Genomic DNA, 26,391 nt, shown 5'->3' with positions numbered 1-26,391 from the left:
CTTGTTATCAGTTCAGGGTGAGTACCACCGGGGTGTGGTCGGACGGGCGTTCCCACTTGCGCGGCGCCTTGTCGATGATGCAGCCGCTGGCGCGCGCCTTCAGGCTGTCGCTGATCAGGATATGGTCGATGCGCACGCCCATGTTGCGGCGGAACATCATGGCGCGGTAATCCCACCAGCTGTACATCTTCGGCTCCTGGTTGAAGTGGCGGAAGCTGTCGGTGAGGCCCATGCCGATCAGGCGGCGGAAGGCATCACGCTCCGGCGTGGTACACAGTACCTGCTCGTGCCAGCCTTCCGGGTCATATACGTCGATGTCTTCCGGCGCGATGTTGTAGTCGCCCAGCAGCGCAAAATCCGTATGTGCGGCCAACTCGGCGGCCACGTAGCGCTCCATGTTGGCCAGCCACTGCAGCTTGTACTGGTACTTGGGCGAATCCACCGCCTCGCCGTTGACGAAGTAGGCGCAGATCACCCGCACGCCATCCACGGTGGCGGCAATCACCCGGCGCTGCTCGTCGTCGTAGCCGGGAATGCCGGTGACCACGTCGGCCATGCTGCAGCCGTTCTTCACCAGGATGGCCACACCGTTATAGGTCTTCTGCCCCAGCCATGCCGCCTGGTAGCCGGCAGCCTCGATCTCGGCCAGCGGGAACGCAGGCTGGTCCAGCTTGAGCTCCTGCAGGCACAGCACGTCTACGGGGTTTTCCGCCAGCCACTGCAGCACGTGCGGCAGGCGCACTTTCAGCGAGTTGACGTTCCAGGTGGCAAGTTGCATGGGAGGCTCCGGTTCAGATTGCAGGGCGTCACCTTAGCGCGGCCGGCGCAGGCTGACAACGCGGCTAAAATACCAAACACCCATGCCGGCAACAGTGCCAATAATCAGCCATTTATTGCACGCAGCCGTCTAACAAAATAAACAGTAAGCTTGCCAAGCCCCCCGGTGGCCACCTAGAATGCCCCCATCGTCGTAACCGGAAGATCCAATTGTTCTCTCGTCATTCCCGCCATCCGGCAAATCAGGCACGCACCGAGTGCCCTACCAAGAACCCGCATCAACGTCGCCTGGCCCCATTGGCCGTCGACTTCTCCATCCGCACCGCCGCCAAGCCACTCGCCCGTCGCGAGCATCCGGCAGCCCAGCCAGACACCCAGTCCAAACCGCCGCGTTAGCGTCGTTTCCTGCCCGTTTCCCCATTGAATAGCGCCTGAGCCCGCTACCCGCGCGCCCAGAGCAACCGTCTGCCCGTGCCAGCAGCCACACACTGCCGCACGCAGACTTCATCATGCCCGCCGCCATGTTGGCCGCACGCCGCGCCAACACTGTGCACGGGCAGGAAACCGCGTTTACGGCCCCGCGCCGTGGCGCACTGGACGAATCATGACTTTCAGTAACTGGATTTTGTATCTTGGCACCATCGTGCTGCTGATGGCGGCGCCCGGCCCGGGCCCGCTGCTTACCCTGTCGCACGGCGCGCAGCATGGTGCCCGTGGCGGCATCCCCAATGCGCTGGGCTTTTCCGCCGGCGCGCTGCTGCTGATGGCGCTGTCGGCGCTGGGCATCACCGCGCTGTTGTTCGCCTCGCCCACCGCCTTCAATATCGTGAAGCTGCTGGGCGCCGGCTACCTGGTGTGGCTGGGCATCACCCTGTGGCGCAAGCCGTTCAGCCTGGGCAGCAACAGCCAGAGCGGCCCGGCCAGCAAGCTGTGGAGCGGCTTCCGCCCCGCCTCCCTGCTGGCGGTGAGCAACCCGGAAGACACCGTGTTCTTCTCCGCCCTGCTGCCGCGCTTTCTGGACCCGGCGCGTGAACTGTGGCCGCAGTACCTAACCATGGCCGTGACCTGGGTAGTGGCCGACCTGGTGATTGCCGTGCTGCTGGCTGCCGCCGGTGGCCGCCTGGGCGAATGGCTGGCACACGGCCAGCGCCTGAAGCGCTTCTCGCGCACCAGCGCCGGCCTGTTCGTGGTGGCCGGTCTGATGCTGGCGGCGGTACAACGCTGATCACGTGGGCCGCCTGCCTGACAGGCGCCTGCTCTCCCTTGCCGCGACTTGCTCGCGGCTTTTTTCATTTGTCGCAGGCAAAAAAATCCCCCGCGTGTGGCGGGGGAAATCAGTCTTGTTCGCTCTTGCTACCTTGAAGCATGACGACATGCAACAGCAAGTGGGAGCCGCTGCCGGGGTAATGGTTCCGCCTCCGGCAAATTAATTCCGCTCCCGGCGTTCAGTTACGGCGTGCCAGTACACGGTCGGCCAGTAGCTGCATCTGCTCGCCGATCAGCGTCTGTAGGCGCTCATCCACCAGATTGCCATCCGCATCGAAACTGCCGGCAAAGGCGTTGGCGAACACCTCCGGCTTGTTCAGCGGCTGCAGGTCAAGAAACACGCATACCTGGCGCAAATGGTACTGTGCCCGCGAGCTACCCATGCCGCCACCGGCACCCATGATTGCCACCGGCTTGCCAGCCAGCAAGGTGTTGCCCGGTTCACGCGATGCCCAATCCAGAATGTTTTTCAGTGCCGGCGCCAGCGAGTAGTTGTATTCGGTACTGGCCAGCACCAGCGCATCGGCAGCGTCAATCTGCGCCAGTACGCGCTTTACCGCTTCCGGCTTTTCAGTGATGTCCTGGTTGTAGAACGAGATATCCGCCAGTTCCGCGATATCCAGCGTTGCTCCTGTCGGCAAGGCGGCCTGCGCCGCGCGCAGCAGCCCCTTGTTGGTGGAGGTCTTGCGCAGGCTGCCGGCAATGCCCAGTAGTTTGATGGTGTCCATGTGTGCTCCATGTGGGTGTAAGAATGAAAAACGGCTATTACAGGCGGGATGAATCACACGGCCCGGTGTCATGCGGCTGCGCTGGCTACCGGTAGCTGTCAGCACGGCGCGGCCATCATGCAAGGGGATTACGGCGGGGGCAGCCATAGCGCAACCACTACCCGAAGATTCCGATGCCGCTTGCACCGTCAGAACAGCTATTACTGCACGTTTGCCTGGCCTGGCTATGCTGAACCGTCACACCGCCGACACCACGGCCTTACCCGGACACCACCATGGACCGCATCGACTGCATCCGTACTTTTGTTGAAGTCGCCAGACGGCGCAGCTTTCGCGAGGCTGCCGACTTTCTCGACATCTCCGCTGTCCATGCCACCCGCCAGGTCGCCTATCTCGAAAGCGAGCTCAAGACCCGGCTGCTCAACCGCACCACGCGTTCGGTCAGCCTGACGCCGGCAGGGGCGGCCTACCATGAGAAATGTCTGTTGCTGCTGGATGCCTACGATGAGGCCATGTCGCTGCTGACCAACGAGCGGCAAGCGCTGTGCGGCACACTGCGCCTGACGGTGCCGGGTGGCTTCCATCACGGCACCTTCGCCGCCGTGCTGGCCAAATACAGCCGGCTGTACCCGGATATCGAAGTGGACCTGCTGGCCACCGACCGCCCGGTATCCATCGTGGAAGAAGGCTACGACCTGGCTATACGCATCGCCAACGCGGTACCGCCCAACCTGATCGCCCGCCAGCTCGCTACCATTCCGTTCTGGTTTTGTGCCTCGCCAGCCTATGTGGCAGCACACGGCCAGCCCGCCACGCGGGAGGCGCTGTCGGAGCACCCGTTTCTGGGCTACGCCTACAACCCCAACCGTGATGCGCTGCGATTTGCGGATGGCAGCGACGCACCACGCCTGCAAGTTCGCTACCGGCTGCGCGCCAACAGCGGCGACATGATGTGTGCCCTTGCGCGGCAAGGCATGGGCATCGCCATGCTGCCGGCCTTTCAGGCTGCGGAAGACATTGCCCGGGGCGCGCTGCTGCGGTTGCTGCCGGACATCCCGCCCATCGAGATGCCAGCATGGGTGGTGTATGCCAACCGCAGCCACCTGCCCGCCAAAAGCCGGCTATTCATCGACATGCTGCTGGCGGCCTTCCGCCCCGAGGCCGATACCACCGCCGATTGACCGCATCAGCTCCTACCGCCTGCCCAGTGGTAGGACGCCTCGATCATGCCGTAGATGATGTCCAGCTCCGCCTCGTCTCGCGGGCCATACAGCATCACGTAATGCCCGGGCAGATGGCCGGAGTGCACCAGGAAATGCGGCTCGGCCCAGCCCTTGTCCAGCGCCTCCTGCGCCAGTGCCGGCGGCAGGCGGATATGCAGGCTGCCATCGTAATGCGGATGCAGATGGGCAAACTCGCGTGCGGCGATGAAGGCTTCCGGCGCGCCGGCAGGCACCTCCTGGCGCAGACATAGCGCCCGCGCGCCCGGCACGCTCACCAGCGACTCGTGCTCCACCACATCCGGCAAGGCAAACACGCGCGCGGCCAACGCTTGCTGCAGATGCACAGGCGCAAGCTGGTCCAGCTGCTGGTGGGGAGTGGTCTGGCGCACATTGGGGCGCGGGCCGCTGCGGGCAGGGAGGGTGAACATGCGGTTTCCTTTCACGGGTGAATAAGCCACCGGGCATGGCTGCCACAGGTGACGGGAAACCAGCATAGCCAAACCGCACTGCCGGAAAAATTCAGCAGCGGAAATACTGCATTGCAAGACTTGCGGCCAACCCTTTACGACCAGACAACTGCAATTACTGCGGCTTAATGCACCGCCAATTCAGCAGTCAGCCTATCCAGATTCTGTTCGTTGGCCGGCTCCACGATATGCCGCACCGCTGCCGCCACCGCATCGTCGTCCAGGGTCTGCTCCCACAGCAGCAGCGTGCCGCCAGCCGCCGGCTGCAGGGTAATGGTCAGCTGGAAGTGCGGCTGGCAGAGATGACGCAACACCAGCTGCCGGTCAGGGGCGATCGTCACGAACACCGACTCATTGGCATACACCGTGCCATCCGGCCCGATCATGTCGAACAGCCAGCGCCCGCCGGGGCGGAAATCGAATTCGGCAATGCGGTTGCTGAAGCCGGCCGGCCCCCACCAGCGGGCAATGCGCGCCGCATCGGCAATGGCGGCGAACACGGTGGCGGGCGGCACGGCGAACTGGCGGCTGGTGCGGAAGGTGGTGCTCATGTGGATGCCTCGTAGTGGTGGCCGGACGGCGTGGGGAGGTTTCGTTATAGCAGTGAGGCCGATATGCAGCCTCGCTGCGGCTGGCCGGGGGTGAACCACGCCTGCCATCAGTCAGCCAGGCTGGCCGACTTGAGAAACGGTGCCACCTTGCGCTGCAACAGGTCCACCAGCACCGGGTCCATATAGCCGTAGTTGTCGGGAATGTTCAGCACGATCACCCGCTTGCCGTTCAGGTAGCGTCGGAACTTGCGCGACAGCTTGCTGCGATGCGCCTTCTCCATCACAAAGACGATGTCCGCCCACAGCAATTGCTCCGGGCTCAGATAGACCTCGGCCGACTCGTGCAGCCCGGCTGAGTCGCAGGCGATACCCGGGTAGCAGGCAAACACCTGCTCGGCGGTGGGGCTGCGCAGGCGGTTTTGCGAGCAGAGGAAGAGGAGGTGCTGCATCGAGTGGCTATCCAGAAAGTTGCAGAAGCTGCCTTGCGGCCAACGGGCTCTATGTAGCCCGGATAAGCGCAGCGCATCCGGGGCCAAGTGAGCATACCTCCCCGGATGCGCCTGCGGCTTATCCGGGCTACTTGATACGTTCAAGCCAAACTAGCAGGCGGCTCAGCATATGGACGGATATCAACAACCTTGGCCCACCGAGCAATGAAAGCGCAGCAAAACTGGTAGCAGTGCTCAAACTCGACATGCAGCACATTAGCACCGCTCTGTGGCTCGTCACGCAGTTCAAGGTTTAACGAGGTCACCACATTCTGTTGATTGAAGCCTTCAAGCTCAAACTCCGAAATGTCTTCAAACAGGAAGCGAATAACGGAGTCGTTGTGAAGTTTATAGTGGCCATCCTCGGCCAACTCTGGCCCCATGATCCAGCCCCGCAGATGAACCTCGACAGAAGGAATGCTTGCCCCGTCAGGCACGCGGGGTGACCGATCCAGAATAATGCGTAGCACTTCCCCATCATGAAAACTGGGCCACAGCCCGAACCGGGCAATAACCAGCTCATGCCCCTCGATGAACTCGTGCGCCTGCATAGTGACTCCATCAGAAAATCGATACAGCTAAGTCGCCGCTAACCCGGATGCGCCTGCGGCTTATCCGGGCTACTTGCTGGCAAGAACCGGCCAGCCATCATAGTTCCACCCAACATGACAAAAGGGCAAGCCCATTACAGGCTTGCCCTTGTTCACACTACCCTGCGGCCAAGCTTGGCCGCACTCACCCGCTAAGCAGCGCTCAAGCCCCCGGCTCGCTCATGCCGCTGTGCCGCAGCAGCGCATCGATCTGCGGGTCGCGGCCGCGGAAGGCGCGGAAGGATTCCAGCGCCGGGCGGCTGCCGCCCACGGCCAGGATCTCGTCCCAGAACTGGCGGCCCACCACCGGGTTGGCGCCGCCGGCTTCCTCAAATGCCGCGTAGGCGTCGGCGGACAGCACTTCCGCCCACTTGTAGCTGTAGTAGCCGGCCGCGTAGCCGCCGCCAAAGATGTGGCTGAAGCTGTTGGGGAAGCGGTTGTAGGCCGGCGGGCGGTTTACCGCCACTTCGTCACGCACCTGTTCCAGCAGCGCCAGCCAGTCGATGCTGCCGGGGTTGGCCGCGGTGTAGAGCAGCATGTCGAACAGCGAGAATTCCAGCTGGCGCACCATCTGCATGCCGGACTGGAAGTTCTTGGCGGCGATCATCTTGTCGTACAGCTCGCGCGGCAGCGGCTGGCCGCTGTCGGCGTGGGCAGTCATGCCCTGCAGCACATCCCATTCCCAGCAGAAGTTCTCCATGAACTGGCTCGGCAGTTCCACCGCGTCCCATTCCACGCCGCTGATACCGGCCACGCCCAGCTCGTCCACGCGGGTGAGCAGGTGGTGCAGGCCGTGGCCGCACTCGTGGAACAGGGTGATCACCTCGTCGTGGGTGAAGTAAGCCGGCTTGTCGCCCACCGGGCGGCTGAAGTTGCATACCAGGTAGGCCACCGGCGTCTGTACCTGGCCGCCCTTCACACGGCGGCCGCGCACGTCGTCCATCCAGGCGCCGGGGCGCTTGCCGTCGCGGGCGTACAGGTCGAGGTAGAAGCCGCCCAGCAGCGCATCGCCCTGGAAGATTTCGTAGTAGCGCACGTCCGGGTGCCAGGCTGCCACGCTGCGCGGGGCAAAGCGCACGCCGTACAGCTTGCCCACCACGCCGAACAGGCCGGCCAGCACCTTGGGCTCGGGGAAGTACTGTTTTACTTCGTGCTCGGAGAAGGCATAGCGTGCCACGCGCAGTTTCTCGGCGGCGTAGCTGATGTCCCAGGCCTGCAATTCGGCCAGGCCCAGCTCGTCGCGGGCGAAGGCTTCCAGTTCGGCGCGATCCTGCAGCGCGTACGGTTTGGCGCGCTGCGCCAGGTCGCGCAGGAAGTCGATGACCTGCTGCGGGCTTTCCGCCATCTTGGTGTACAGCGACAGTTCGGCGAAGTTGGCGAAGCCCAGCAGCTGCGCCTCTTCTGCGGCCAACTGCAGCTTCTCGCGGATCAGCGGGCCGTTGTCCTGCTCGGCGGGGCCGAATTCGGAGGCGCGCTTGGCGTTGGCCTCGTACAGTTTCTCGCGCAGCGCGCGGTTGTCGGCGTACTGCAGCACCGGGAACAGCAGCGGGAACTGCAGGCCCAGCTTGTATTTGCCCGGCTGGCCGTCGGCCTCGGCCAGCGCCGCGTACATGGCCAGGCTGTCTTCCGGAATACCGGCCAGCTCGGCCACGTCGTCGATGTACAGCGCGAAGCTGTCGGTGGCGTCCATCACGTTCTGCGAGAACTGGTTGGACAGCTCGGCCAGGCGGCTGGACAGCTCGGCAAAGCGCGCCTTCTGTGCATCCGGCAGTTCGGCGCCGGACAGGCGGAAGTCGCGCAGATCGTTTTCGATGACCTTCTTGCGCGCGGCGCTGGCGCCGGCAAACGCAGGGTTGGCCGCCACGGCCTTGAAGCGGGCGAACAGGTCGAGGTTCTGCCCCAGCTCGGTAAAGAAGGCGGAGATGCGCGGAATCTCGGCGTTGTACGCCTCACGCAGGCCTTCGGTATTGCCCACCACACCGTTGAGGTGGCCCACCACGCCCCAGGCGCGCGACAGTTTCTCGGTGGCGTCGGACAGCGGCTCGGCCACCTCTTCCCAGCTGTCGCCGCCCTGCTTGATTACGGCATCGATGGCGCTGCGCGCTTCGGCCAGCAGCACGTCCAGCGCCGGGGTGATGTGTTCCGGCTTGATGGCATCGAAACGGGGCAGGTCGGTAAAGTCGAGCAGCGGGTTGGTTTGGCTCATGGCGGTTTCCTGTGGCAGCCGCGTGGTACGCGGACGATGTGGCAAGCAGACGCGAGCGATATTATAAGGTCACCTCGAAAAACACCCGCTTTCGTTGCGATACTGCGTTGCTCACGAAAAATCCCTCCTGACATAGCAAACCTATGCGGCGTCGGGATTTTTCGTTCGCGCCTTGTCTCGCTTAGAAACCGGGGTTTTTGGAGGCGCCCATACGAACCTCGCAATATTTTCAAGATAGATAAGGACAACTCGGTGAATCGCAATATCCGCAGCTACGACGGCCACCGGCCGCAGATCGACTCCTCCTGCTATATCGACCCGGCCGCGGTGGTGATCGGCGAGGTCAGCCTGGCGGCCAACGTGTCGGTGTGGCCATGCGCGGTGGTGCGCGGCGATGTGAACAGCATCAGCATCGGCGCAGGCAGCAATGTGCAGGATTTTGCCATGCTGCACGTGAGCCACCGCAAGGACAGCGACCCGCTGGGCGCGCCGCTGGTGATCGGCCGCGATGTCACCATCGGCCACCACGTTACCCTGCACGGTTGCACCATTGGCAACGAGGTGCTGATCGGCATCGGCAGCATCATTCTGGACCGCGCGGTAATCGAAGACCGCGTGCTGATCGGCGCCGGCAGCCTGGTGCCGCCGGGCAAGCGGCTGGAATCCGGCTACCTGTACCTGGGCAACCCGGTAAAACAGGTGCGCCCGCTCACCGAGGGCGAGCTGGCCTACTTCAAATATTCCGCCCAGCACTATGTGAAAGTGATGGAAAAGCACAAGGCCAGCCTGGTGGCGGATGGCGCGGATCAGGGCAGCGTGTAATTCACCGCCAGCTGCTGGCGGCCGGGGTACAGTGGCGCCACACCTCCCCGCCCCGGCAGCAGGTACTTCAAACGGAACGGCAGGCTCGGGCTGGCGCCCTTGAAGACATCGCTGCTGCCCTGCGGCTGCTGGCTGACATCCAGGCACTGGCTGCCCAGGCACAGGTAGACGCGCAGGCCTTCTGGCTGTGCGGAAAACTGCCAGCGGTAGCTCACGCTGCTGATGCGGCCATCGGCCGGGGTGGCCGGCGGCACGGCGAAATGGGCGTAGTAGTAGACATTGCGGGCATGCACCGCCTGACCGGCGGCATCCGCGCCATAGGAGCCGGACGCCGCACCGGCACTAGCGGCCAGCAGCCATAAAGCGCCGGCAACGGCAACACGTAACAGCTGCATGCTGACCTCCTGTTGGCCGCAACGGCGGCAGATCAGGGCTAGACCGCTTGCTGACGCAACGGTTTCCCGCAGGGCATGCCGCGTATAACACGTCATCCTGCTGTAATGCGCGCTACATAAACTTCGGCCTATCGAAATAAGGATAGACCGTATGACGCTGGTACAAAGATTGTGGCTCACCGTGGCGCTTACCCTGGCCTGCCTGCTGGCAGTGGCACTCAGCAGCGGCCAGCAGTGGCTTGCCCTGCGCAGCGAGTTTGCCGGCTACAGCCGTCAGCAACAGCTGTCTTCCGATCTGCAAACCCTGAAAGCCGATGTGCTGTCGCTGTCGCGCGCCGACCCGCTGCTGCCGGAAACCGCCAGCAAGCTGGCCAGCGTGCATGGCGAGGTTGGCCGCCTGCTACCGGCCATCGCCGCCGCGCTGCCGGCCGACGAAGGCAAGCTGTTTGCCAGCAGCGCCGGCAAGCACTGGCAGAGCTTCCATACCAATCTGCAATCGGCGCTGAAGATTGCCGAGAGCGCGCCACAGGATGCGCTGTCCATTCCCGAGCAGGCCTACAACATGAGCATCGTGCCGCTGGTGGCACAGATCGACAGCCGGCTGCAGGCTGGCCGCCAGCAACAACAACAGGCCGAGGCCGACATGCAGCAGCGCATGCTGCAGCTGGGCCTGTGGCTGCTGGGGCCACTGCTGCTGGCCAGCGTGGTGGTGGTGCTGTCGCAGGTACTGCTGGCGCGACGCCTGAAACAGCAGATTGCCGCCATGCAGCGTGCCGCCGACCGCCTGGGCGAAGGCGACCTGTCCGCCCGCCTGCCGCAGCAAGGCCAGGATGAGCTGTCGCAGGCCGCCGGCCACATCAACCGCTTCCTCGACAAGCTGGCCGAGCTGCTGCACAGCGTCAGCCGTACCGCCGCCGCCAGCGAGCGCGAAGCACACCAGGTGCTGGCACTCACCAGCCAGGTAACCGGCATCACCCAGCAACAGGCCGGCCAGAGCGAGCAGAGCCGGCAGTCGGCGCAGGCCATTGCCGGGGTATCCGCCAATATCGACCGCGCCATCGCGCTGGCACTGGCCGACAGCGAGCAGGCCAATGATAGGGCCAGCCACGCCCGCCAGCTGGCCGACACCACCGCCGGCACGCTGCAGGCGCTGTCGCAACGCATTCTGGGCGCGGTAAAGGAAACCGAGCAGCTGAAAGCCTCGATCAGCGATATCGCCCAGATCAGCACCCTGATCCGCGACGTGGCCGAGCAGACCAATCTGCTGGCGCTGAACGCGGCCATCGAGGCGGCCCGCGCCGGCGAGCAGGGACGCGGCTTTGCCGTGGTGGCCGACGAGGTGCGCAAGCTGTCGGAGCGCACCGCCGACGCCACCGCCCGCATCTTCGACACCCTGCTGCGGGTGGAGGGCGCCACCGCCGCGCTGACCGGCACCATGGATACCGCCAGCCAGGCCAGCAGCGACAGCACCCGCGCACAGGAAGCACTGAGCACCGCACTGCAGGGCGTGGACGCCGCCATGGCCGGCATTCACCGCGTACTGCAGGACGTTGCCGCCAGCAGTGGCCAGCAGAACAGCGCCAGCCAGAGCATTCTGGATCACGGCGAGCAGGTATCCAGCCTGGCCAGCGATATTTTCCAGCGCATGCAGCAGCTGGCGCCGGCGATGCAGCAGCTCACCAGCGCCTCGCAGCAGCTCAACCAGGACCTGGGCTGGTTCCGCATGCAGGGGGTGTGAACGCCTACTGCCGCAAACCGTAGTCCGGCCACAATGGTGTCCGCCTGCCGTGTAGGTTGCGGTTGAGCGCAGCGAAGCCCAACGTTTACCGCGTTGTTTTGCTTGTGCTGTCTCAGGAGTGGAATCCGCTACGCGGATGATGATTGAAGTCGCCGGTTCCGCCCGGCGCACGGGCCAGGGGGCGTGCCGCCGCCCCCTCGCGACCCCGCTCGCCCTAATGGTCCGCGAAACCCCGGCCAAAAAGGCATTCGCCAGGCGCCGGCAATTCGCCGTTTGCTAACGTCAAACGGCTCAGCTGCCGTCTTAAAACCTGGCGAACACCATTTTGACCGGCGCTCCCCGTAGGGCAATTGGGTGCCTCACAACGTTGGCCGCATGGCTTATAGCGGTTTGACCACCAAGACGGCATCACCCCCTCCAAAAACAAAACAGGCTCCCCGAAGGGAGCCTGCCTGATCACGCTTGCGGCCAACTTTGGCCGCATGGCGCAGTGCTTACAGCACGGCCAGCGCGGCGTCGTAGTTCGGCTCGCTGCCGATCTCGGCCACCAGCTCGCTGTGCAGCACCTGGTCGTTTTCATCCAGTACCACCACCGCGCGCGCGGTGAGGCCGGCCAGCGGGCCGGAAGCCAGCTTCACGCCGTAGGCTTCGGCAAAGCCCGGGTTGCGGAAGGTGGACAGGTTCACCACGCCCTCGATGCCTTCGGCGCCGCAGAAGCGCTTCTGCGCGAACGGCAGGTCGGCGGAGATGCACAGCACCACCACGCCGTCACGGCCGGCGGCCTGGGCGTTGAACTTGCGTACCGAAGTGGCGCAGGTCGGAGTATCCACCGACGGGAAGATGTTGAGGATCTTCTTCTTGCCGGCAAAAGCGGTCAGACCGATGTCGGCCAGATCACCGGAGGTGAGGCTGAAGGCCGGCGCCTGGCTGCCAACTGCCGGCAGATTGCCGGCGACTTCTACGGGATTGCCGCGCAGGGTAACGCTTGCCATGAGAATTCCTTTGTTCAGGTGAGGGAGAGAGCTGGCAGTTTGGCGCATGGCGGCAGAATTTCAACCCTGCGCACAGCAGGGTTGGCCGCAGGTCGCGCGCGGCATTACTCCGGCAGGCTCAGGCCCAGCTCTGCCAGCACCTCGCGCGCGGCGCGGAACGCTTCCACCGCCGCCGGTGCGCCGGCGTATACCGCGCAGTGCAGCAGCGTCTCGCGGATTTCCACCAGACTGGCGCCGTTGTTGATGGCGCCGCGCACATGGCCTTTCAGCTCGTTGCTGCGCCCCAGCGCTGCCAGCATGGCGCAGGTCAGCAGGCTGCGGGTTTTCAGGTCGATGCCGTCGCGCTGCCAGGTGCTGCCCCAGGCGTGTTCGTTCAGCCAGTCCTGCAGCGGGCGCGAAAACCCGTCCAGATTGCTCATCGCGCGGTTGGCGAAGGCCTCGCCCATCACCTGGGTGCGGCGTGCCAAGCCCGCCTGTTTGTCCTGCTCGCTCATGCTTCGACTCCAGAGGCAAAAATATCGGTAAGCGCAGCCAGCAGCAGCTGGCATTCCGCCTCGGTGCCGATGCTGATGCGCAGGAACTGGTCGATACGCGGCTGCCTGAAGTGGCGCACGATGATGGCGCGCTCGCGCAGGCGTGCGGCCAACATTGCCGCGTCGTAAGCCGGGTGGCGGGCGAACACGAAGTTGGCCGCAGACGGCAGCACGGCAAAATCCAGCGCGTGCAAGCCGGCCACCAGCACCTCGCGGCTGGCGATTACCTGCTCGCGGCATTGCTGGAAGTAGGCCTCGTCCTCGAACGCTGCCTGGGCGCCGGCTTGCGCCAGGCGGTCCAGCGGGTAGGAATTGAAGCTGTTCTTCACCCGCTTCAGGCCGTCTATCAGCTCGGCATTGCCCACCGCCAGGCCGACGCGCAGCCCGGCCAGCGAGCGCGATTTGCTCAGCGTCTGCACCACCAGCAGGTTCGGGTACTGGTTCACCAGCGGGATCATGCTGTCGCCGCCAAAGTCCACATAGGCCTCGTCCACCACCACCACCGTGTCCGGATGCTGCTGCAGCATGGCCTCGATGGCCTCGCGCGCCAGCAGGCGGCCGGTAGGTGCGTTGGGGTTGGGGAAGATGATGCCGCCGCAGGGCTGGCGGTATGTCGCCGGGTCGATGGCGAAGTCATCATCCAGCGGCACGGTACGGTAATCGATGCCATACAGCTTGCAGTACACCGGGTAGAAGCTGTAGCTGATGTCCGGGAACAGCAGCGGCGCCTGGTGTTGCAGCAGCGCCTGGAACACCAGCGCCAGCACTTCGTCCGAGCCATTGCCGACGAATACCTGCTCCGCCTGCACGCCGTAGTAGCCGGCAATGCTGGCGCGCAGCGCGGTGGATTCAGGGTCCGGGTACAGCCGCAGGCTGTCAGCGTTGGCCGCGGCAATGGCGGCCTGCACCTTCGGCGATGGCGGATAGGGGTTTTCGTTGGTGTTGAGCTTCACCAGCTGGGTGATGCGCGGCTGCTCGCCCGGCACATAGGGGGTAAGCGCGTGAACGATGGGGCTCCAGAAACGGCTCATGACAGTGCTCTTTCAATGTTGCGGGGCGCGGGTAGCCAGGAACACGCCGCCCAGAATCAGGCTGATACCGGCCAGGTGATAGCCATGCAGCTGCTCGCCGAGGAACAGCATCGACAGCAGCGCGCCAAACATCGGCATCAGGTGGATGAACATGCCGGCACGCGCCGCCCCCACCCTGCTGACACCCAGATTGTAGAAATAGTAGGCGGCCACCGATGGCAGGGTGCCAACATAGGCAAAGGTAGCCAGCGTGGCGGCATTCAGCGGCGTGCTGCGCCCGGAGTACAGCTCCGCGGCAAAGAACGGCGCGATGCCGGCCAGGCCGATGGCCACCTGCACGGTAAGCAGGCCGATGCGGTCCAGCTCGGCGGGCAGTGTTTTCAGCAGCAGGGTGTACAACGCCCACGCCACCATGGCCAGGAACAGCACCGCGTCACCACGGTTGATGTCCAGCGCCGCCAGCCGTTGCCAGTCGCCATGCGCCACGATCAGCAGCACGCCGACAAACGATACCGCCACCGCCAGCACCTGCCGCCCGCCGATGCGCATGCCGAAAAACAGCGCGCCGAACAGCACGATCAGGATGGGAATGAAGGAGTTGAGCAATACGCCATTGGTGGCGGCTGTGTACTGCAGCCCCCAGTACACCAGTGAATTGAAGCCGCTGACACCCAGCAGCCCCAGGCACAGCAGGCGCCGCCAGTGCGGCAGCCATAGCGCACGCTGACGCCAGGCCGGTAGCGCGCCAAACGGCAGTAGCAGCAGGAGCGCGATGCCCCAGCGGGCAAAAGAGAGAGTCAGCGGCGCCACGCTGGCATGCATGGCCCGCGCCAGCACGAAATTGCCGGACCAGAACAAGGCAGTCAGCGCCAGCAGCAGGTAGGCGGTACGTTGGGAACGTTGGGAAATGGCAGTCATGCCCCCGACCATGCCATGCGGCCAACCCCGATTACAAGCCTGCCAGCGGCAACAGTGTGTTCAGTTCCATAAAAAAGGGGCTACAGGGGTGCGCCCAGCGTAGGGAGGGCAAAGGCCTTGGGCCGTGCCCACCGGCAAGGTAGCGCTGCTGGCCGATGGTGGACACGCTACGCTTTGCCCACCCTACAAGAAAAAACCGGGGCATATGCCCCGGTTGCAGCAGACGGATCAGGAAATCAGGCGGTCTGGGTCTGCGCCTTGCTGTGGCTGCCTTCGGTATGGGCAACCAGTTGCGGCCCCAGGGTACCGATCAGCATGCCCAGCACGCTCATCAGCAGGCCGGCCAGTTGCGGCGGCCAGAAGGCATCGTCGGTATAGCCGATCTCCAGCATGATCCAGCTGCCGGCACCCAGCAGCATGGCCAGCAGGGCGCCCTGGGTAGTGGCACGCTTCCAGAACAGGCCGGCAAACAGCGGCACCACGGCCGCCACCAGGGTGACCTTGTAGGCGTTACCCACCATCTCGTAGATGCTGGCATCGGAGTACAGCGCAAACGCGGTGGTGGATACCGCGGCCACCACGATGGACACCCGCATGGCCTTGATGAACTGGCGGTCGCTCATCTTGGGAACGAAATGCTTGAGCACGTTTTCCACGAAGGTCACCGACGGTGCCATCAGCGTGCCGGAGGCGGTGGACATGATGGCCGACAGCAGCGCGCCAAAGAACATGATCTGCGCGAACAGCGGGGTCTTGTCCAGAATCAGGCGCGGCAGCACCATCTGCGGATCGATGCCCAGCTGGGTAGCCACCATCTTCGCGTCGATGATGGAAGCGGCGCTGATCAGGAAGATCGGCAGCATGCAGAAAGTCAGGTACATGATGGCGCCCAGCACGGAGCCTTGTACTGCCACCTTCTCGTTCTTGGCCGACATCACGCGCTGGTACACGTCCTGCTGCGGAATGGAACCCAGCATCATGGTCAGCGCGGCGCCGATGAAGGCGACAATGCCTTTCGGGCTGGTATCGTGAATGAACGACAGCTTGTTCTCGCTGGCGGCCTTGGCCACCACCACGTCAAAACCGCCGGCCATGCCGGACACCAGATACACCAGGTAGATCAGGCCGCCGACAATTACCGACATCTGCAGGAAATCGGTAAATGCCACCGACAACATACCGCCGCACAGGGTGTAGAACAGCACGATCACCGCGCCCAGCAGCGTGCCCTGGGTGGTGGTGATGGCGCCTTCGGACAATACGTTGAATACCACGCCCAGCGCGGTCATCTGTGCCGCGATCCAGCCCAGGTAGGACAGGATGATCACCACGCTGGTGATGGCTTCCACGGTATTGCCATAGCGGTTGCGGAAGAAGTCACCGATGGTGAGCAGGTTCATGCGGTACAGGCGCTTGGCAAACAGCAGGCCCACCAGCATCAGACAGCCGAAGGAGCCGAACGGATCCTCGACGATGCCGGCAAAGCCTTCTTCTAGGAAGGTGGACGGAATCCCCAGCACGGCTTCGGAGCCGAACCAGGTAGCAAACACCATGGCGGTCACTACCGGCAGCGGCATGCTGCCGCCTGCGGACGCAAAATCCTTGGCGCTATGCACACGCGTTGATGCATACAGGCCAATGCCTACGGTTACCGCCAGATAAAGCACAACAAACCAGACAAGCATTACTTCCGTCTCCTTGAATCCCGAGTAGTGTCGATCATGTTTTCGGCGTAGCGCGGCAAGCCCGGCCAGCACCGGCTTTTTTGTTGGGGGCCATTATAGCCAGCGCCCTCATTTTGCCGAGCATTTTTTTAAACACGAAAAGGCGAAAAACCACAAGCTGTATAGACAGCCGGCCATGCGGGCCAGCCAGGGCGCACAAGCGCCCCCACGTCATACATCCTTGCCTGACAAGGCTTTCGGATATCAAAACCGACAATGAAAAACCGCCCGGGAGCGCACTGCGCCACCGGGCGGTGATAACAATATTCTGCCTGAAATCGACGCTTTTTAAACGTCGATTATGTTAAACATTTACCACACTCTAGCCGGCACTGGCGACCAGCTGTGCTTGCGGCGCGGCAATATGAAAGCGCCGCCGCTCGCTATCCCACAGCACATCGGCACAGGCCACCGCCGGGTCATGGGTAAAGAACAGCCGGCCATGACGTGCGGCCAACTGCTGCAGCAGTCGCTGCTTTTCGTCAATCAGCAGCTCCGGAAAGCGGTCGTAACCCATGGTAATCGGCACGTGCACCCATGGCACACCGGGGATCAGGTCGGCGGCAAACACCAGCGGCCCCTGCAGGGTAGGAATCTCCGCCAGCAGCATGCCCGGGGTATGGCCATTGGAGACATGGAAGCGCCAGTCCTGCGGCAGGCAGGGCGGCGGCAGCTCGCCATCCACCAGCACCAGCCGGCCGCTGTGCTCCAGCAGTTCGATCAGCTCCGCAATGAACGATGCCTTGTCGCGCGGGTGCGGGTTCAGCGCCCGCTGCCAGGCCTCGCGGCCAACCACGTATTGCGCATTGGGGAACAGCAGCCGCGCCGGGCCGCCATCCCACGGCGCCAGCAGGCCGCCGGCGTGATCGAAATGCAGGTGCGACAGCAACACCACGTCGATATCGGCATCGCTCAGCCCCTGCTCCGCCAGCGCTTCCAGCAGTACATGACGCTCTTCCACCACGCCGTAGCGGCTGCGCAGCTTCGGGGCGAAAAAGGCGCCGATGCCGGTTTCCAGCAGGATGCGGCGGCCATCGGCCTCCTCTACCAGCAGGCAGCGGCAGGCCAGGTCAACACGGTGCTGTTCGTCCGGCGGCAGCCAGCCTTCCCACAGCGCCCGCGGCGCATTGCCGAACATGGCACCGCCATCCAGTTTCTGCGAATTGCCCAGCAGTGAAGTCAGTTTGCGCATATTGCATACTCCGGATCAGGATGCTGGATTGTCGAGCAGTTGCTTGCTTTTGTCACCATGTCACCAGCCTGTCGGCAGAAACGACAAGGCCACCCGAAGGTGGCCTGTGTTTGCGCGGCTCGCTTAATCCTCTACCTTCAGTACCTGCTTGCGGAAATCCTTCAGCGCCAGCTTCCACAGATTGAAAGCCCGCTCAAAGGCCGCGGTGCTGATGCCCGGGTTCATCACCACGTCCATTTCCAGGATCGGGTCGTTCACCTCGTCCAGATAGGCCTTGCTGTAGTTCTTGCGACGGTTCCAGTCGTTGATCTGGGCCTGATTGATGTCATACCCCTCCCAACCGGCGCTGAATTGCACATCGCGGCATTTTTTACCGTTCTCGCATTGCAGGAAGAAAATGGTGTAACCCATGCCCTCCATGCGACCCTTGATCTTCGGGTTGCCCTTTTCCGAAGTGCCAAGCTCGGCGGAGCCGAAACCGCGTGCCAGCTCATACAAGGCCTTGGGGTTGCCGGCATCCACCAGCGTGTCTGCCGCTTGTGCCAGCGGAGCCAGCAGTGCAAAGCCGGCCAAGGCGGCCAGTAGGTGTTGTTTCATGGCGATCTCCCTGATTTATCCATTTTAGGAATTTCACCAAGTGTAATGACAGCAAGCCGGTTCTGCACCATGCATGACCATGAAAGTTGCGACAGCACAAAAGCACTATTGCCAACAAATGAAAAAAACCCCTGCACACCAGGCAGGGGGTTTCGTTGACATCGCCCGGCAACGGGCAAGTAGGGCATTACTGGTTGATCAGCTTTTCCACCTTGTCGGCGCGGTCGCCCGGGGCCGGGTGGCTGGACATGATGCTGCGCTCGTTGCCATACAGAGCGGCCAGCTTGCGCAGTGCCGACGGTGCCGCCTGCAGGCTGTAGCTGTGGCGCTTGAGGAAATCCACCGAGTAACCATCGGCATCGCTTTCCTGCGACTGCGAGAACTGCGCGTGCACGATCTGCTCCGCCAGGTCGCCCAGCTCGGATTCGGACAGCGAGGCGGCTACGGCATTGCCGCTACCGGCTGCGGCCTTGCGCGCGGCGGATGCGGCGTAGGCCACCTGAATGGCTTTCTTGGTGTGGCCCAGCTTCACGTGGCCGATTTCATGACCAATCACGTAGCGCACTTCGTCGTCGGTCATCTTGTCCAGCAGGCCGCTGTACACACGCACGGTACCATCGGCCATGGCGAAGGCGTTCACCTCCGGGTTCTGGTACACCTTGAAGTTCAGCTTCAGACCGTCTTCGCTATTCAGGCCCTTCACGATCTTGGCCAGGCGCTTGCCGTAGGCACTGCCAGCCGGCGCTACCTTGTTCTGCTTGTCCAGCGTCTTGCTGGAATCGGCAGCCATGGCCTGCACTTCGCTATCGGTCAGGGTGGCGGACTTTACCAGGTCGGCACCGGCACCCAGCAGGGTATCCAGACCAAAAGCATGTACCGGGCCAGTGAGTGCGGCAGAGAGGGCGACTGCAAGAGCGAGTTTTTTCATGATTTTGTCATCAGTGGTTTCAAAACCGCTGCATGGTAATGAAAAATGCATAGCTAGTCCATGCCAGAGCACTTCAGAAACCCCCTATCCATCCTCAGCAATCGACAACGCCCCGGCTGGCCGGGGCGTGAGCGTGTTGGCAAGGCCCTTGCGCCGCGCGAAAGGGCCTTGCTTTGTAAACGGGAAGGCTGCCGACGCAAAGACTTGTCCGGAGCGGCCCGGCTGCGCCGGGTCCGCTAGCCCCCGAACAGCGCACTTCGCCTGCAGCCTGGCTTACGATGCCGCTTCCACCCGGCGGCGGGTCTGCAGGATCGGCGGTGCCCATACCTCGCCCGGCCGCTTCTTGCGCGTGGCCAAGGTCAGGCCGGAGGGCGCGAAGATATTGATGTTGTGGGTGTTGGGCGTGGTGATCAGGTACTGCGCCTCGGTGGCCTTGAGGAAGCCGGCCACGCGGTCGATGTTGAAGATGTCCAGGTGCGCGAACGGCTCGTCGATGAACACGAAGCCGGACGGGTTGGCCTCGTCCATCATCAGGCCGATCAGCAGGATCAGCGACTTCATCACCTGCTGGCCGCCGGAAGCCTCGCCGTCGTTCATGCCCATCATGCCCTTCTGGTCGAAGTTGAACTTCAGCACCAGCCCGGCCTGCGCCAGCACGGTATCGTCGTTGGACAGCTGCGGCAGCTCCACTTCCACGCCGATGCCGGCCAGCTCGCCCAGGCGTTTGACGTTGGCCGCATAAGCGCGCACGGTGGCGCGCAGCTTGCCGATGTAGGCGTCACGCGCGTCATGGGTAAGCGCGGCGGCGCGTTCCACCTCGGCCTGGCGGCGCTGGCAATCGCGCGTCAGGCTGGCCAGGTCTTCCTGCAGCTTGTCCTTCAGCTGCAGCACCGCGTCGTCGGTTTCCCAGTCGCCGCTGGCCAGTTTTTCTTCCAGGTAGTGAATCTCGTGGCGCACATCGGCGGCGGATTCAAACTCGTCGGCCAGTTGCGCCACGTAGGCCTCGTCCTGCGCGGCAGCCGGCAGGTGGGCGCGGCAGTCGCGCAGCTCGGCGAGACCACGGCGCAAACTGCGGCGCGCCTGCTCTACTTCGCTGCGGGCGGCGGCCAGCTTGTTCAGGCTGTCCTGCTCGCGCTGGCACACGCGGTCGTGCGCCAGGCGGGCATCGCTGTAGCGCTGCTCGGCGGCGTCGCGCTCGGCCTGGCTTGCGGCCAACCGCTCGCCAGCCTCGGCCACCGCCTGTTTCAGCGATTCGGCCTGTGCGGCCAGCGCAGCGAATTCCTCGGCGCGGCTGTCCAGCAGGCGGATGGCATCCATGCCCGACAGGTAGTCGGCCAGTTGTGCCGCCTCGCGGCTGGCGGCCACCAGTTGTTCCTCATCGCGCAGCACGCGCACGTTCAACGCCTTCAGCTCGTCGCGCAGCCCCTGCAGCCGCGCCTGGCGCGCCGCTTCGCCAAAGGCGTAGTCGTAGGCTGGCACGCCGATGTGGCGCGCGCCGCGGCGTTCGCGGAAGTAGCCTTCCGGCGTGATCCAGTCGCCATCCTGCTGCGCGCCTTCCTTCACGTCCGCCACGCGGCTGACGCGATTGAGCTGCGAGTGCAGCCACTCCGGCGCGTTGGCCGCAAAGCGCACCACTTCCAGCAGGCTGCCGCTGCGCGCACGCGGCGCGGCGGCGGTGTCCGGCACCACGAAGTGGCGGTAGCGCATTTTCTCGCCCAGCTGCCAGGCAGCACGGCGGTCGGACGGGTCGCTCAGCAGCACCACCTGGCGGTAGGGCTTGAGCAACGCTTCCACCGCGCCCTGCCAGCGGCTGTCGGTGACTTCCACGATGTCGGCCAGCATGGTGTGGCCGATGCCTGCATCGTCCAGCTCGGCACGGAAGGCACGCACGTCTTCCGGCGCGCGCTGCTTGCCGCCCTCCAGCGCGGCCAACTCGCCCATCAGCCCGTCGCGCTGCAGCTTGTGCGCCTTGAGTTCATCCTTGAGCTTGTCGATGTTGTCGCGCAGGCCGGCCAGCTTGTGCGACAGCGCCATGGCGTCCTCGCCGTATTCGCGGCTGGACAGCGCCTGCAGGCGGTCGCGCTCCTTGAGCTGGCTGGCCACGTCGCGCTCGGCGTCGCGCGCCTGCATGAAGGCGGTCTGCGCCTCAACGCGCACCGTCTCGGCAGCATCGCGTGCCGCCTGTGCTGCGCTCTCGGCGTCGCGCAGCGTGCTCACCAGCGCCAGCGTGTCGCGGCGCTGGCGCAGCATGTCGTGGAAGCCGTGCTGGGCGCGGCGGTAGTCCTGCCAACCCTTGCCCACGCTCACACGGCCATCCAGCAGCCCCAGTACCGGCAGCACCTCGTCGCGCAGCCGCGCGGCGCGTTTCTGGATGCCCTGCCATTCCAGGTAGCGGCCGGCGCGCGTGCGCATTGCCTCGACGCGGGTGTCCAGCGCCTCCTGCTGGCGCACCAGCGCCGACAGTTCGGCCTCGGCGGCCTTCTGTTCATCGCGGGCGCGCTGGTAGTTGGCCAGCACATCCTTGTCGCCAAACACCTGGAACACCAGGTCCAGCAGCTGGCGCGGGCTGTATTCGGTGAGCTTGTCGGTATCGCCCTGCTCCAGCGCCAGCACCTCGCCCACTGCGGCGGTAAGGCCGGCGGCTTCCAGCCGGCGCTTGTATTCGTTCACCCCCAGCCACTGCAGCGCCTCGTCCGCCAGCGCCACGTCCAGCGCCACGTCGCCTTCGGCGATGGCGTAGTGGCGTACCCAGTCGCCGCCCTGCTTCTTGATGCGGCACAGCAGGGTGACCTGCTCGCTGGTGAGCGGGAAGAACGGCGTGGGGTACAGCCCGGACAGGCGGCGCGGGTTGTCCACCACGCCGCGCAGGTAGGCGAATGGCTCGCGGTTGTTGCGCACGTAGCGCTTGTAGTCGCGCTTGCCGGAACACTTGATGGCCAGCAGGGTGCGCAGCGCATCCAAGAGCGTGGTCTTGCCGGAGCCGTTGGGGCCGATGATGGTGACGATCTGCGCATCCAGCGGCACGGACAGGCGCTGCCAGAAATCCCAGTGCACCATTTCGATAGATTGCATCTGGAACATCAGGCGTCCTCTCCGGTGTGTTGCTCGGTTTGTGCTTCTACTTGCTCGCCGGCTTCGGCTGCGGCCAACGTTGCCGCGTCCAGCACCTGCGACAGCTGGCTGCGGCGGCCCAGTACCTCGGCCAGCGCGCCTTCGATGATGCGCGGCGCCAGTTGGCTGTAGTCGATCATCAGGTCCAGCATCGGGCCTTCCACCAGCCAGCGGTTGCGCCGCTGCAGGAAGCCCAGGTTCACCAGCCGGCCCAGGTTGGCGTTGAAGCGGGTACGCCCGCCCAGCTGCTTGCCGAAGTCGGCGTACAGCGCATCCTCGGAGATGCCCACCGACACGCTGTCGCCGGTGGGCAGCGGTTTCTGCTCGCCAAACATGTCGCTCTGGTTCTCGCGCCCGGCTTCCACCCGCGCCAGCTGCCGCTCGCGCTTGGGCAGGATGATCAGCGCCCATACGATCACCAGCAGCGCCACGCCGTCGCGCGGCAGGCCGAGGTTGTTGTTGAGCCAGGCTTCGCCGCTGCCGAATACCGGCTCGGTCATTGCCGGCAGCAGGGCCACGGCGATGTGTTCGGCGTAGGGGTTCTCCAGCAGCTGCAGGCCGACGGCGGCCAGTTGCTGGTCCAGATCGTGGCGGAAGTTTTCATCCAGCAGCGCGCGGCGCGCCAGCGGGTCGGTGCGCGGCAGCACGCGGTGCGCCAGCAGGCGCGCGGTAAGTGTGGCTACGGCTTGGTCCATTATCCGGCCTTGTTGGCCAGAAGCCGCGCATCCGACAGGGTGGCGACTTCCGGGTGATCGAGATGAAGAATGTCGTCGCCGCCCGCCAGCTGGTAGGGCAGCCGTGCCAGCGCGGCAACCACGCTGGCGTCGTTGCTGGTTTCCGGGTCGCCCAGCAGCGACAGCAGCGACAGGCGGTAGGCGGTTTCGTTGTAGCTGTCGGCCAATACGGCATTGGCGATAGGGAAGCCGTCGTTGTCCGGCCCCAGCTGCAGCCCCATCTCCAGCAGGCTGTCGTACAGCGTTTCCGCTTCCAGCAGGCGCTCCACTTCCGGCGCATCGGCGGCTTCGGCGCTGGCGGCCTCGGGCAGCGTGCTGTCCTCGGCACGGGCGCGCTCGCGGCCCAGCAGCTCGAACTCGGCCACGTCGCCCAGCTCCGGCGTGGACAGGAAGGCCGGCTCCACCCCCAGCGCCAGCGGGCCATTGGCGAGGCTGGACAGCCAGGCGCTGCCCTGGCGGCGCAGGAAGTCGGCAATGTCGGTGGAGGTAAGCCCGGAGTTGCCCAGGTGCACGCGCTGTGCGGCCAACTGTGCCAGCCGGCGTTCGAAGGTACCGGCCAGCGCCAGCATGCGGCTCTGCGCCAGCGCAATAGCCTGCGCCTGGGTGAGCGTGGTCAGCGTCAGGCGCTCATCCTGGGTGAGGCTGCGTACCACGTCGGTGGATTTCTGCACCCAGCGCCACACCGACTCCAGCCGGTGCTGGGCAGCGCGGATGCGGAACTCCGACTGCGATTCCAGCGCGTCGGCGAATTCGTCGTGCAGCTCGGTAAGGCGTGCCAGCAGGTGCTGCATCGCCTCTTCCGACACCTGCCCCACCGCCTGGCCGGCGGCCACCTGGCTGGTAAGGTAGCCCAGCTCCACGTCGTCACCGGCGAAATCCAGCAGCGTGGCCAGTGCCGACAGCGCCACGCGGGCGCCTTCGCTCAGCGCGTAGCGGCCGCTGTCGCTGTCGTAGACCAGCAGATCGCCTTCGCGCAGGCGGCCGAGAATGGTATTCAGCTTGGTGTCGTTGAGGTAGGCGAAACGCTGCGCGATTTCCTGCGGCGTCCAGTACGGCGCGTCGGCGCGGCCGCCCAGCTCGCGCAGCACCAGGAGGCGCATCAGCACCTCTTCCTCGCCACCGCGAAACAGGGTGACGAACACCGCCAGGTACGGCCAGGCTGCCGTCAGCTTATTCAGCTGCGGCAGCGTGTCCGGCGCGATGTCGGGGCGAAAGAATTCGGCTAGGGAGTTCAAAAGCAAACAATCCGGTCTGCAAAGACCGGATTGTCTGGTTTGCAGCGCTGGCTAGTCAATGACAGGCCACACGCGGCAGGGTTGGCCGCAGGCTATTGCTTGATATACAAACCATGTTGCACACCGCCCTCGCTATCAAAACACTGCTGAATCAATGAAAACCAGCGTGAATCGTTATGTTCAAAATGCCGGAACAGGGCAAACGCCACCATGTCCGCCAGCTGTATCAGGCGCGTGGCCTTGGAGTCCAGAAATACCGGCACTTCTGCATAGTTCTTGGTCTGCCCCCACTGGCCGCCAACATATTTGAACTCGCGAGCCAGTTGCTGGATGCGCTGCTCAGTCGAAGACTTATCCAACAGCATGATGCCGCGCTGGGTATCGTTATGCTTGTGATGCAAGCGTTTCAGAAACAGATCGAAGCGATTGGAAAGTTGCTCGAATGCCAGTTCGACCGGGTCCTGCCCTGCGACACTACTCTTCTTGATCACCGCACCAAACAAGGTGAGCCCCTTGGGGTAATGCGCCAGCACACCATCCTTGAGCACATCATCCATGGCAGCCAGTCGATCTGCCAGGGCAAAGGCCTTCCAGCCTTCACGGCCGGAACGCATCGGCGAGCCGTGCAGCTCGATGGACCAGGGATCTTGCGGATTGAAGCGAGCGGCAATGCTGTTCAGCGGCTGCTCAACCCAGTGTGTTTTCCGTTCAAACACGGCGACACCGGCAAGCACAAAATACTGTTGATTCGGATCGGCAACCGAACCCGATTCATCAATGTAGAAGAGGTGCATACCTAGCCTCCAGACGTGAAAACGGGCTGCAATCTGCAGCCCGTTCGAATGGGTAAGCCAGGTGAAGATCAATCTTCAACGCACTGCAAACAGGTCAGCGCATCCCGACTTAGGCCCCAAGTGTAGGCGTTTGGGGCGTAGCCGACAACCCCAAAGGTAGCTTACTCGGCGGCCGGAGCGGCATCGTCGCCGGCAGCAACCGGCTGGATCACCGCGGCGGCGGCCTTGGCCAGCTTGAGCGCGCGCTCGGCTTCTTCCGCCTCCTGGCGCGCCTTGCGGGCGGCTTCGCGCAGCACCTTGATGTATTCGTTCATGGCGAATACCAGGTCGCGGGTGCCTTCGCCGGTCAGGCCGGAGATCACGAAGTAGCGCGGGGCGTTCATGTCGAAGCCGAAGCGGTCGTCCGGCTTGGCTTGCGGCCATTCGTAGGCGTCCAGGAACGCTTTCACCTTCTCTTCGCGCTCGGACTCGTCCAGCATGTCCACCTTGTTCAGCACCAGCCAGCGCGGCTTGTTGTGCAGCTCTTCGTCGTACTTCTTCAGCTCTTCGACGATGGCGCGTGCTTCCTGCACCGGGTCGGTATCCGGGTCGAACGGCGCCAGGTCCACCAGGTGCAGCAGGATACCGGTACGCTGCAGGTGCTTGAGGAAGCGGTGGCCGAGGCCGGCGCCTTCCGCCGCGCCTTCGATCAGGCCGGGAATATCGGCGATCACGAAGCTGGAGGTGTCATCCATGCGCACCACACCCAGGTTGGGATGCAGGGTGGTGAACGGGTAATCGGCCACTTTCGGCTTGGCGGCGGATACCGCGCGGATGAAGGTGGACTTGCCGGCGTTCGGCATGCCCAAGAGACCCACGTCAGCCAGCACTTTCAGCTCCAGGCGCAGGTTGCGGATCTCGCCTTCCTCGCCACGGGTGAACTGGCGCGGCGCGCGGTTCACCGAGCTCTTGAAGTGGATGTTGCCCATGCCGCCACGGCCACCCTTGGCCAGGATCACTTCCTGACCGTTGAAGGTGAGGTCGGCCAGCACTTCGTCGCTGTCGATGTCGATGATCTGGGTGCCTACCGGCATGCGCAGGTAGATGTCCTCCGAGCCCTTGCCGTAGCAATCGGCACCACGGCCGTTCTCGCCGTTGCCACCCAGGTACTTCTTCACGAAGCGGTATTCCACCAGAGTGTTGATGTTTTCGTCGGCAATGGCGATCACGCTGCCGCCACGACCGCCGTCACCACCGTCCGGGCCGCCACGCGGCACGAATTTTTCGCGGCGGAAGCTGGCGCAGCCATTGCCGCCCTTGCCGCCGCGCACTTCGATGCGGGCTTCGTCGATGAATTTCATGTGTTACTACC

At 64.1% G+C, this 26,391-nt stretch carries 25 protein-coding genes; 4 read left to right on the top strand and 21 right to left on the bottom strand.

Going from position 1 to position 26,391, the window contains the following annotated elements; genetic code table 11:
* Positions 1 to 7 precede the first annotated feature (7 nt).
* Positions 8 to 778 (bottom strand): exodeoxyribonuclease III, encoded by a 771-nt coding sequence (gene xth, locus ACFOKJ_RS01275; protein WP_390276169.1) that lies wholly within the window; start codon positions 776 to 778, stop codon positions 8 to 10.
* 603 nt (positions 779 to 1,381) lie between these two features.
* On the opposite strand from xth, the gene ACFOKJ_RS01270 reads away from it, so the two are divergent.
* On the top strand, positions 1,382 to 2,002 hold the full coding sequence (locus tag ACFOKJ_RS01270; protein WP_390276168.1) for a LysE family translocator: 621 nt from the start codon (positions 1,382 to 1,384) through the stop codon (positions 2,000 to 2,002).
* Positions 2,003 to 2,222: 220 nt separating this feature from the next.
* Here ACFOKJ_RS01270 and ACFOKJ_RS01265 read toward each other — a convergent pair whose 3' ends face one another.
* Positions 2,223 to 2,771, bottom strand: coding sequence for an NADPH-dependent FMN reductase (locus tag ACFOKJ_RS01265; protein ID WP_390276167.1), 549 nt, complete (start codon positions 2,769 to 2,771; stop codon positions 2,223 to 2,225).
* Between the two features lie 275 nt (positions 2,772 to 3,046).
* Between ACFOKJ_RS01265 and ACFOKJ_RS01260 the strand changes: the two genes are divergently transcribed.
* The gene (locus tag ACFOKJ_RS01260; RefSeq protein WP_390276166.1) at positions 3,047 to 3,952 is read left to right on the top strand and encodes a LysR family transcriptional regulator; all 906 of its coding nucleotides are present in this window, start codon (positions 3,047 to 3,049) and stop codon (positions 3,950 to 3,952) included.
* A 5-nt stretch (positions 3,953 to 3,957) separates the two neighbouring features.
* Here the strand turns inward: ACFOKJ_RS01260 and ACFOKJ_RS01255 are convergent, their stop codons facing one another.
* The 5 genes from ACFOKJ_RS01255 to ACFOKJ_RS01235 all read right to left on the bottom strand — a co-directional run bounded on the left by ACFOKJ_RS01255 (position 3,958) and on the right by ACFOKJ_RS01235 (position 8,296).
* Positions 3,958 to 4,422 carry a luciferase domain-containing protein gene (locus ACFOKJ_RS01255; protein ID WP_390276165.1) on the bottom strand — a complete coding sequence of 155 codons (465 nt, stop codon included), beginning with the start codon at positions 4,420 to 4,422 and terminating at the stop codon, positions 3,958 to 3,960.
* 164 nt (positions 4,423 to 4,586) lie between these two features.
* The gene (locus ACFOKJ_RS01250; RefSeq protein WP_390276164.1) at positions 4,587 to 5,012 is read right to left on the bottom strand and encodes an SRPBCC domain-containing protein; all 426 of its coding nucleotides are present in this window, start codon (positions 5,010 to 5,012) and stop codon (positions 4,587 to 4,589) included.
* A 107-nt stretch (positions 5,013 to 5,119) separates the two neighbouring features.
* A complete protein-coding gene (locus ACFOKJ_RS01245) occupies positions 5,120 to 5,461 on the bottom strand; it encodes a low molecular weight protein tyrosine phosphatase family protein (RefSeq protein ID WP_390276163.1) in 342 nt (113 codons plus the stop codon).
* 140 nt (positions 5,462 to 5,601) lie between these two features.
* Positions 5,602 to 6,051: an Imm50 family immunity protein gene (locus ACFOKJ_RS01240; RefSeq protein WP_390276162.1), complete on the bottom strand. Its 450-nt coding sequence runs from the start codon at positions 6,049 to 6,051 to the stop codon at positions 5,602 to 5,604.
* Positions 6,052 to 6,253: 202 nt separating this feature from the next.
* Positions 6,254 to 8,296: a M3 family metallopeptidase gene (locus ACFOKJ_RS01235; protein ID WP_390276161.1), complete on the bottom strand. Its 2,043-nt coding sequence runs from the start codon at positions 8,294 to 8,296 to the stop codon at positions 6,254 to 6,256.
* A gap of 252 nt (positions 8,297 to 8,548) precedes the next feature.
* Here ACFOKJ_RS01235 and ACFOKJ_RS01230 point away from each other — a divergent pair, with 252 nt between their 5' ends.
* Positions 8,549 to 9,118: a gamma carbonic anhydrase family protein gene (locus tag ACFOKJ_RS01230; RefSeq protein WP_390276160.1), complete on the top strand. Its 570-nt coding sequence runs from the start codon at positions 8,549 to 8,551 to the stop codon at positions 9,116 to 9,118.
* Here ACFOKJ_RS01230 and ACFOKJ_RS01225 read toward each other — a convergent pair.
* Positions 9,103 to 9,513: a flagellar protein FlhE gene (locus tag ACFOKJ_RS01225; RefSeq protein ID WP_390276159.1), complete on the bottom strand. Its 411-nt coding sequence runs from the start codon at positions 9,511 to 9,513 to the stop codon at positions 9,103 to 9,105. The two genes, ACFOKJ_RS01230 and ACFOKJ_RS01225, sit on opposite strands and share 16 nt — an antisense overlap.
* 151 nt (positions 9,514 to 9,664) lie before the next feature.
* Between ACFOKJ_RS01225 and ACFOKJ_RS01220 the strand changes: the two genes are divergently transcribed.
* Positions 9,665 to 11,251, top strand: a complete 1,587-nt coding sequence (locus ACFOKJ_RS01220) for a methyl-accepting chemotaxis protein (protein WP_390276158.1) — start codon at positions 9,665 to 9,667, stop codon at positions 11,249 to 11,251.
* 494 nt (positions 11,252 to 11,745) lie between these two features.
* On the opposite strand, the gene tpx is transcribed toward ACFOKJ_RS01220, so the two are convergent.
* The 13 genes from tpx to obgE all read right to left on the bottom strand — a co-directional run bounded on the left by tpx (position 11,746) and on the right by obgE (position 26,380).
* Positions 11,746 to 12,243 (bottom strand): thiol peroxidase, encoded by a 498-nt coding sequence (tpx, locus tag ACFOKJ_RS01215; RefSeq protein ID WP_390276157.1) that lies wholly within the window; start codon positions 12,241 to 12,243, stop codon positions 11,746 to 11,748.
* Between the two features lie 104 nt (positions 12,244 to 12,347).
* Positions 12,348 to 12,737, bottom strand: a complete 390-nt coding sequence (locus ACFOKJ_RS01210; protein ID WP_390276156.1) for a carboxymuconolactone decarboxylase family protein — start codon at positions 12,735 to 12,737, stop codon at positions 12,348 to 12,350.
* Positions 12,734 to 13,807: a histidinol-phosphate transaminase gene (gene hisC / locus ACFOKJ_RS01205; protein WP_390276155.1), complete on the bottom strand. Its 1,074-nt coding sequence runs from the start codon at positions 13,805 to 13,807 to the stop codon at positions 12,734 to 12,736. The genes ACFOKJ_RS01210 and hisC overlap by 4 nt, the downstream gene beginning before the upstream one ends.
* Before the next feature lie 12 nt (positions 13,808 to 13,819).
* Positions 13,820 to 14,725: a DMT family transporter gene (locus tag ACFOKJ_RS01200; RefSeq protein ID WP_390276154.1), complete on the bottom strand. Its 906-nt coding sequence runs from the start codon at positions 14,723 to 14,725 to the stop codon at positions 13,820 to 13,822.
* Between the two features lie 236 nt (positions 14,726 to 14,961).
* Positions 14,962 to 16,410: a sodium:solute symporter family protein gene (locus ACFOKJ_RS01195; RefSeq protein WP_390276153.1), complete on the bottom strand. Its 1,449-nt coding sequence runs from the start codon at positions 16,408 to 16,410 to the stop codon at positions 14,962 to 14,964.
* A gap of 361 nt (positions 16,411 to 16,771) precedes the next feature.
* A complete protein-coding gene (locus tag ACFOKJ_RS01190) occupies positions 16,772 to 17,641 on the bottom strand; it encodes an MBL fold metallo-hydrolase (protein WP_390276152.1) in 870 nt (289 codons plus the stop codon).
* A gap of 123 nt (positions 17,642 to 17,764) precedes the next feature.
* Positions 17,765 to 18,238, bottom strand: a complete 474-nt coding sequence (locus ACFOKJ_RS01185) for a YbjN domain-containing protein (RefSeq protein WP_390276151.1) — start codon at positions 18,236 to 18,238, stop codon at positions 17,765 to 17,767.
* Positions 18,239 to 18,425: 187 nt separating this feature from the next.
* On the bottom strand, positions 18,426 to 19,166 hold the full coding sequence (locus ACFOKJ_RS01180; RefSeq protein ID WP_390276150.1) for a M48 family metallopeptidase: 741 nt from the start codon (positions 19,164 to 19,166) through the stop codon (positions 18,426 to 18,428).
* Positions 19,167 to 19,439: 273 nt separating this feature from the next.
* A complete protein-coding gene (locus ACFOKJ_RS01175; RefSeq protein ID WP_390276149.1) occupies positions 19,440 to 22,247 on the bottom strand; it encodes an AAA family ATPase in 2,808 nt (935 codons plus the stop codon).
* A complete protein-coding gene (locus ACFOKJ_RS01170; RefSeq protein ID WP_390276148.1) occupies positions 22,247 to 22,972 on the bottom strand; it encodes a hypothetical protein in 726 nt (241 codons plus the stop codon). Before ACFOKJ_RS01170 ends, ACFOKJ_RS01175 begins: the two co-directional genes overlap by 1 nt.
* A complete protein-coding gene (locus tag ACFOKJ_RS01165) occupies positions 22,972 to 24,246 on the bottom strand; it encodes a hypothetical protein (protein ID WP_390276147.1) in 1,275 nt (424 codons plus the stop codon). Before ACFOKJ_RS01165 ends, ACFOKJ_RS01170 begins: the two co-directional genes overlap by 1 nt.
* Positions 24,247 to 24,338: 92 nt before the next feature.
* Positions 24,339 to 25,040 (bottom strand): DUF3800 domain-containing protein, encoded by a 702-nt coding sequence (locus ACFOKJ_RS01160; RefSeq protein WP_390276146.1) that lies wholly within the window; start codon positions 25,038 to 25,040, stop codon positions 24,339 to 24,341.
* Positions 25,041 to 25,201: 161 nt separating this feature from the next.
* Positions 25,202 to 26,380 (bottom strand): GTPase ObgE, encoded by a 1,179-nt coding sequence (obgE, locus tag ACFOKJ_RS01155; RefSeq protein ID WP_390276145.1) that lies wholly within the window; start codon positions 26,378 to 26,380, stop codon positions 25,202 to 25,204.
* Positions 26,381 to 26,391 lie beyond the last annotated feature (11 nt).

The organism is Vogesella amnigena, assembly GCF_042648905.1.
GTDB lineage: Bacteria > Pseudomonadota > Gammaproteobacteria > Burkholderiales > Chromobacteriaceae > Vogesella > Vogesella amnigena.
This window is presented reverse-complemented; position numbering and strand designations above follow the sequence as displayed.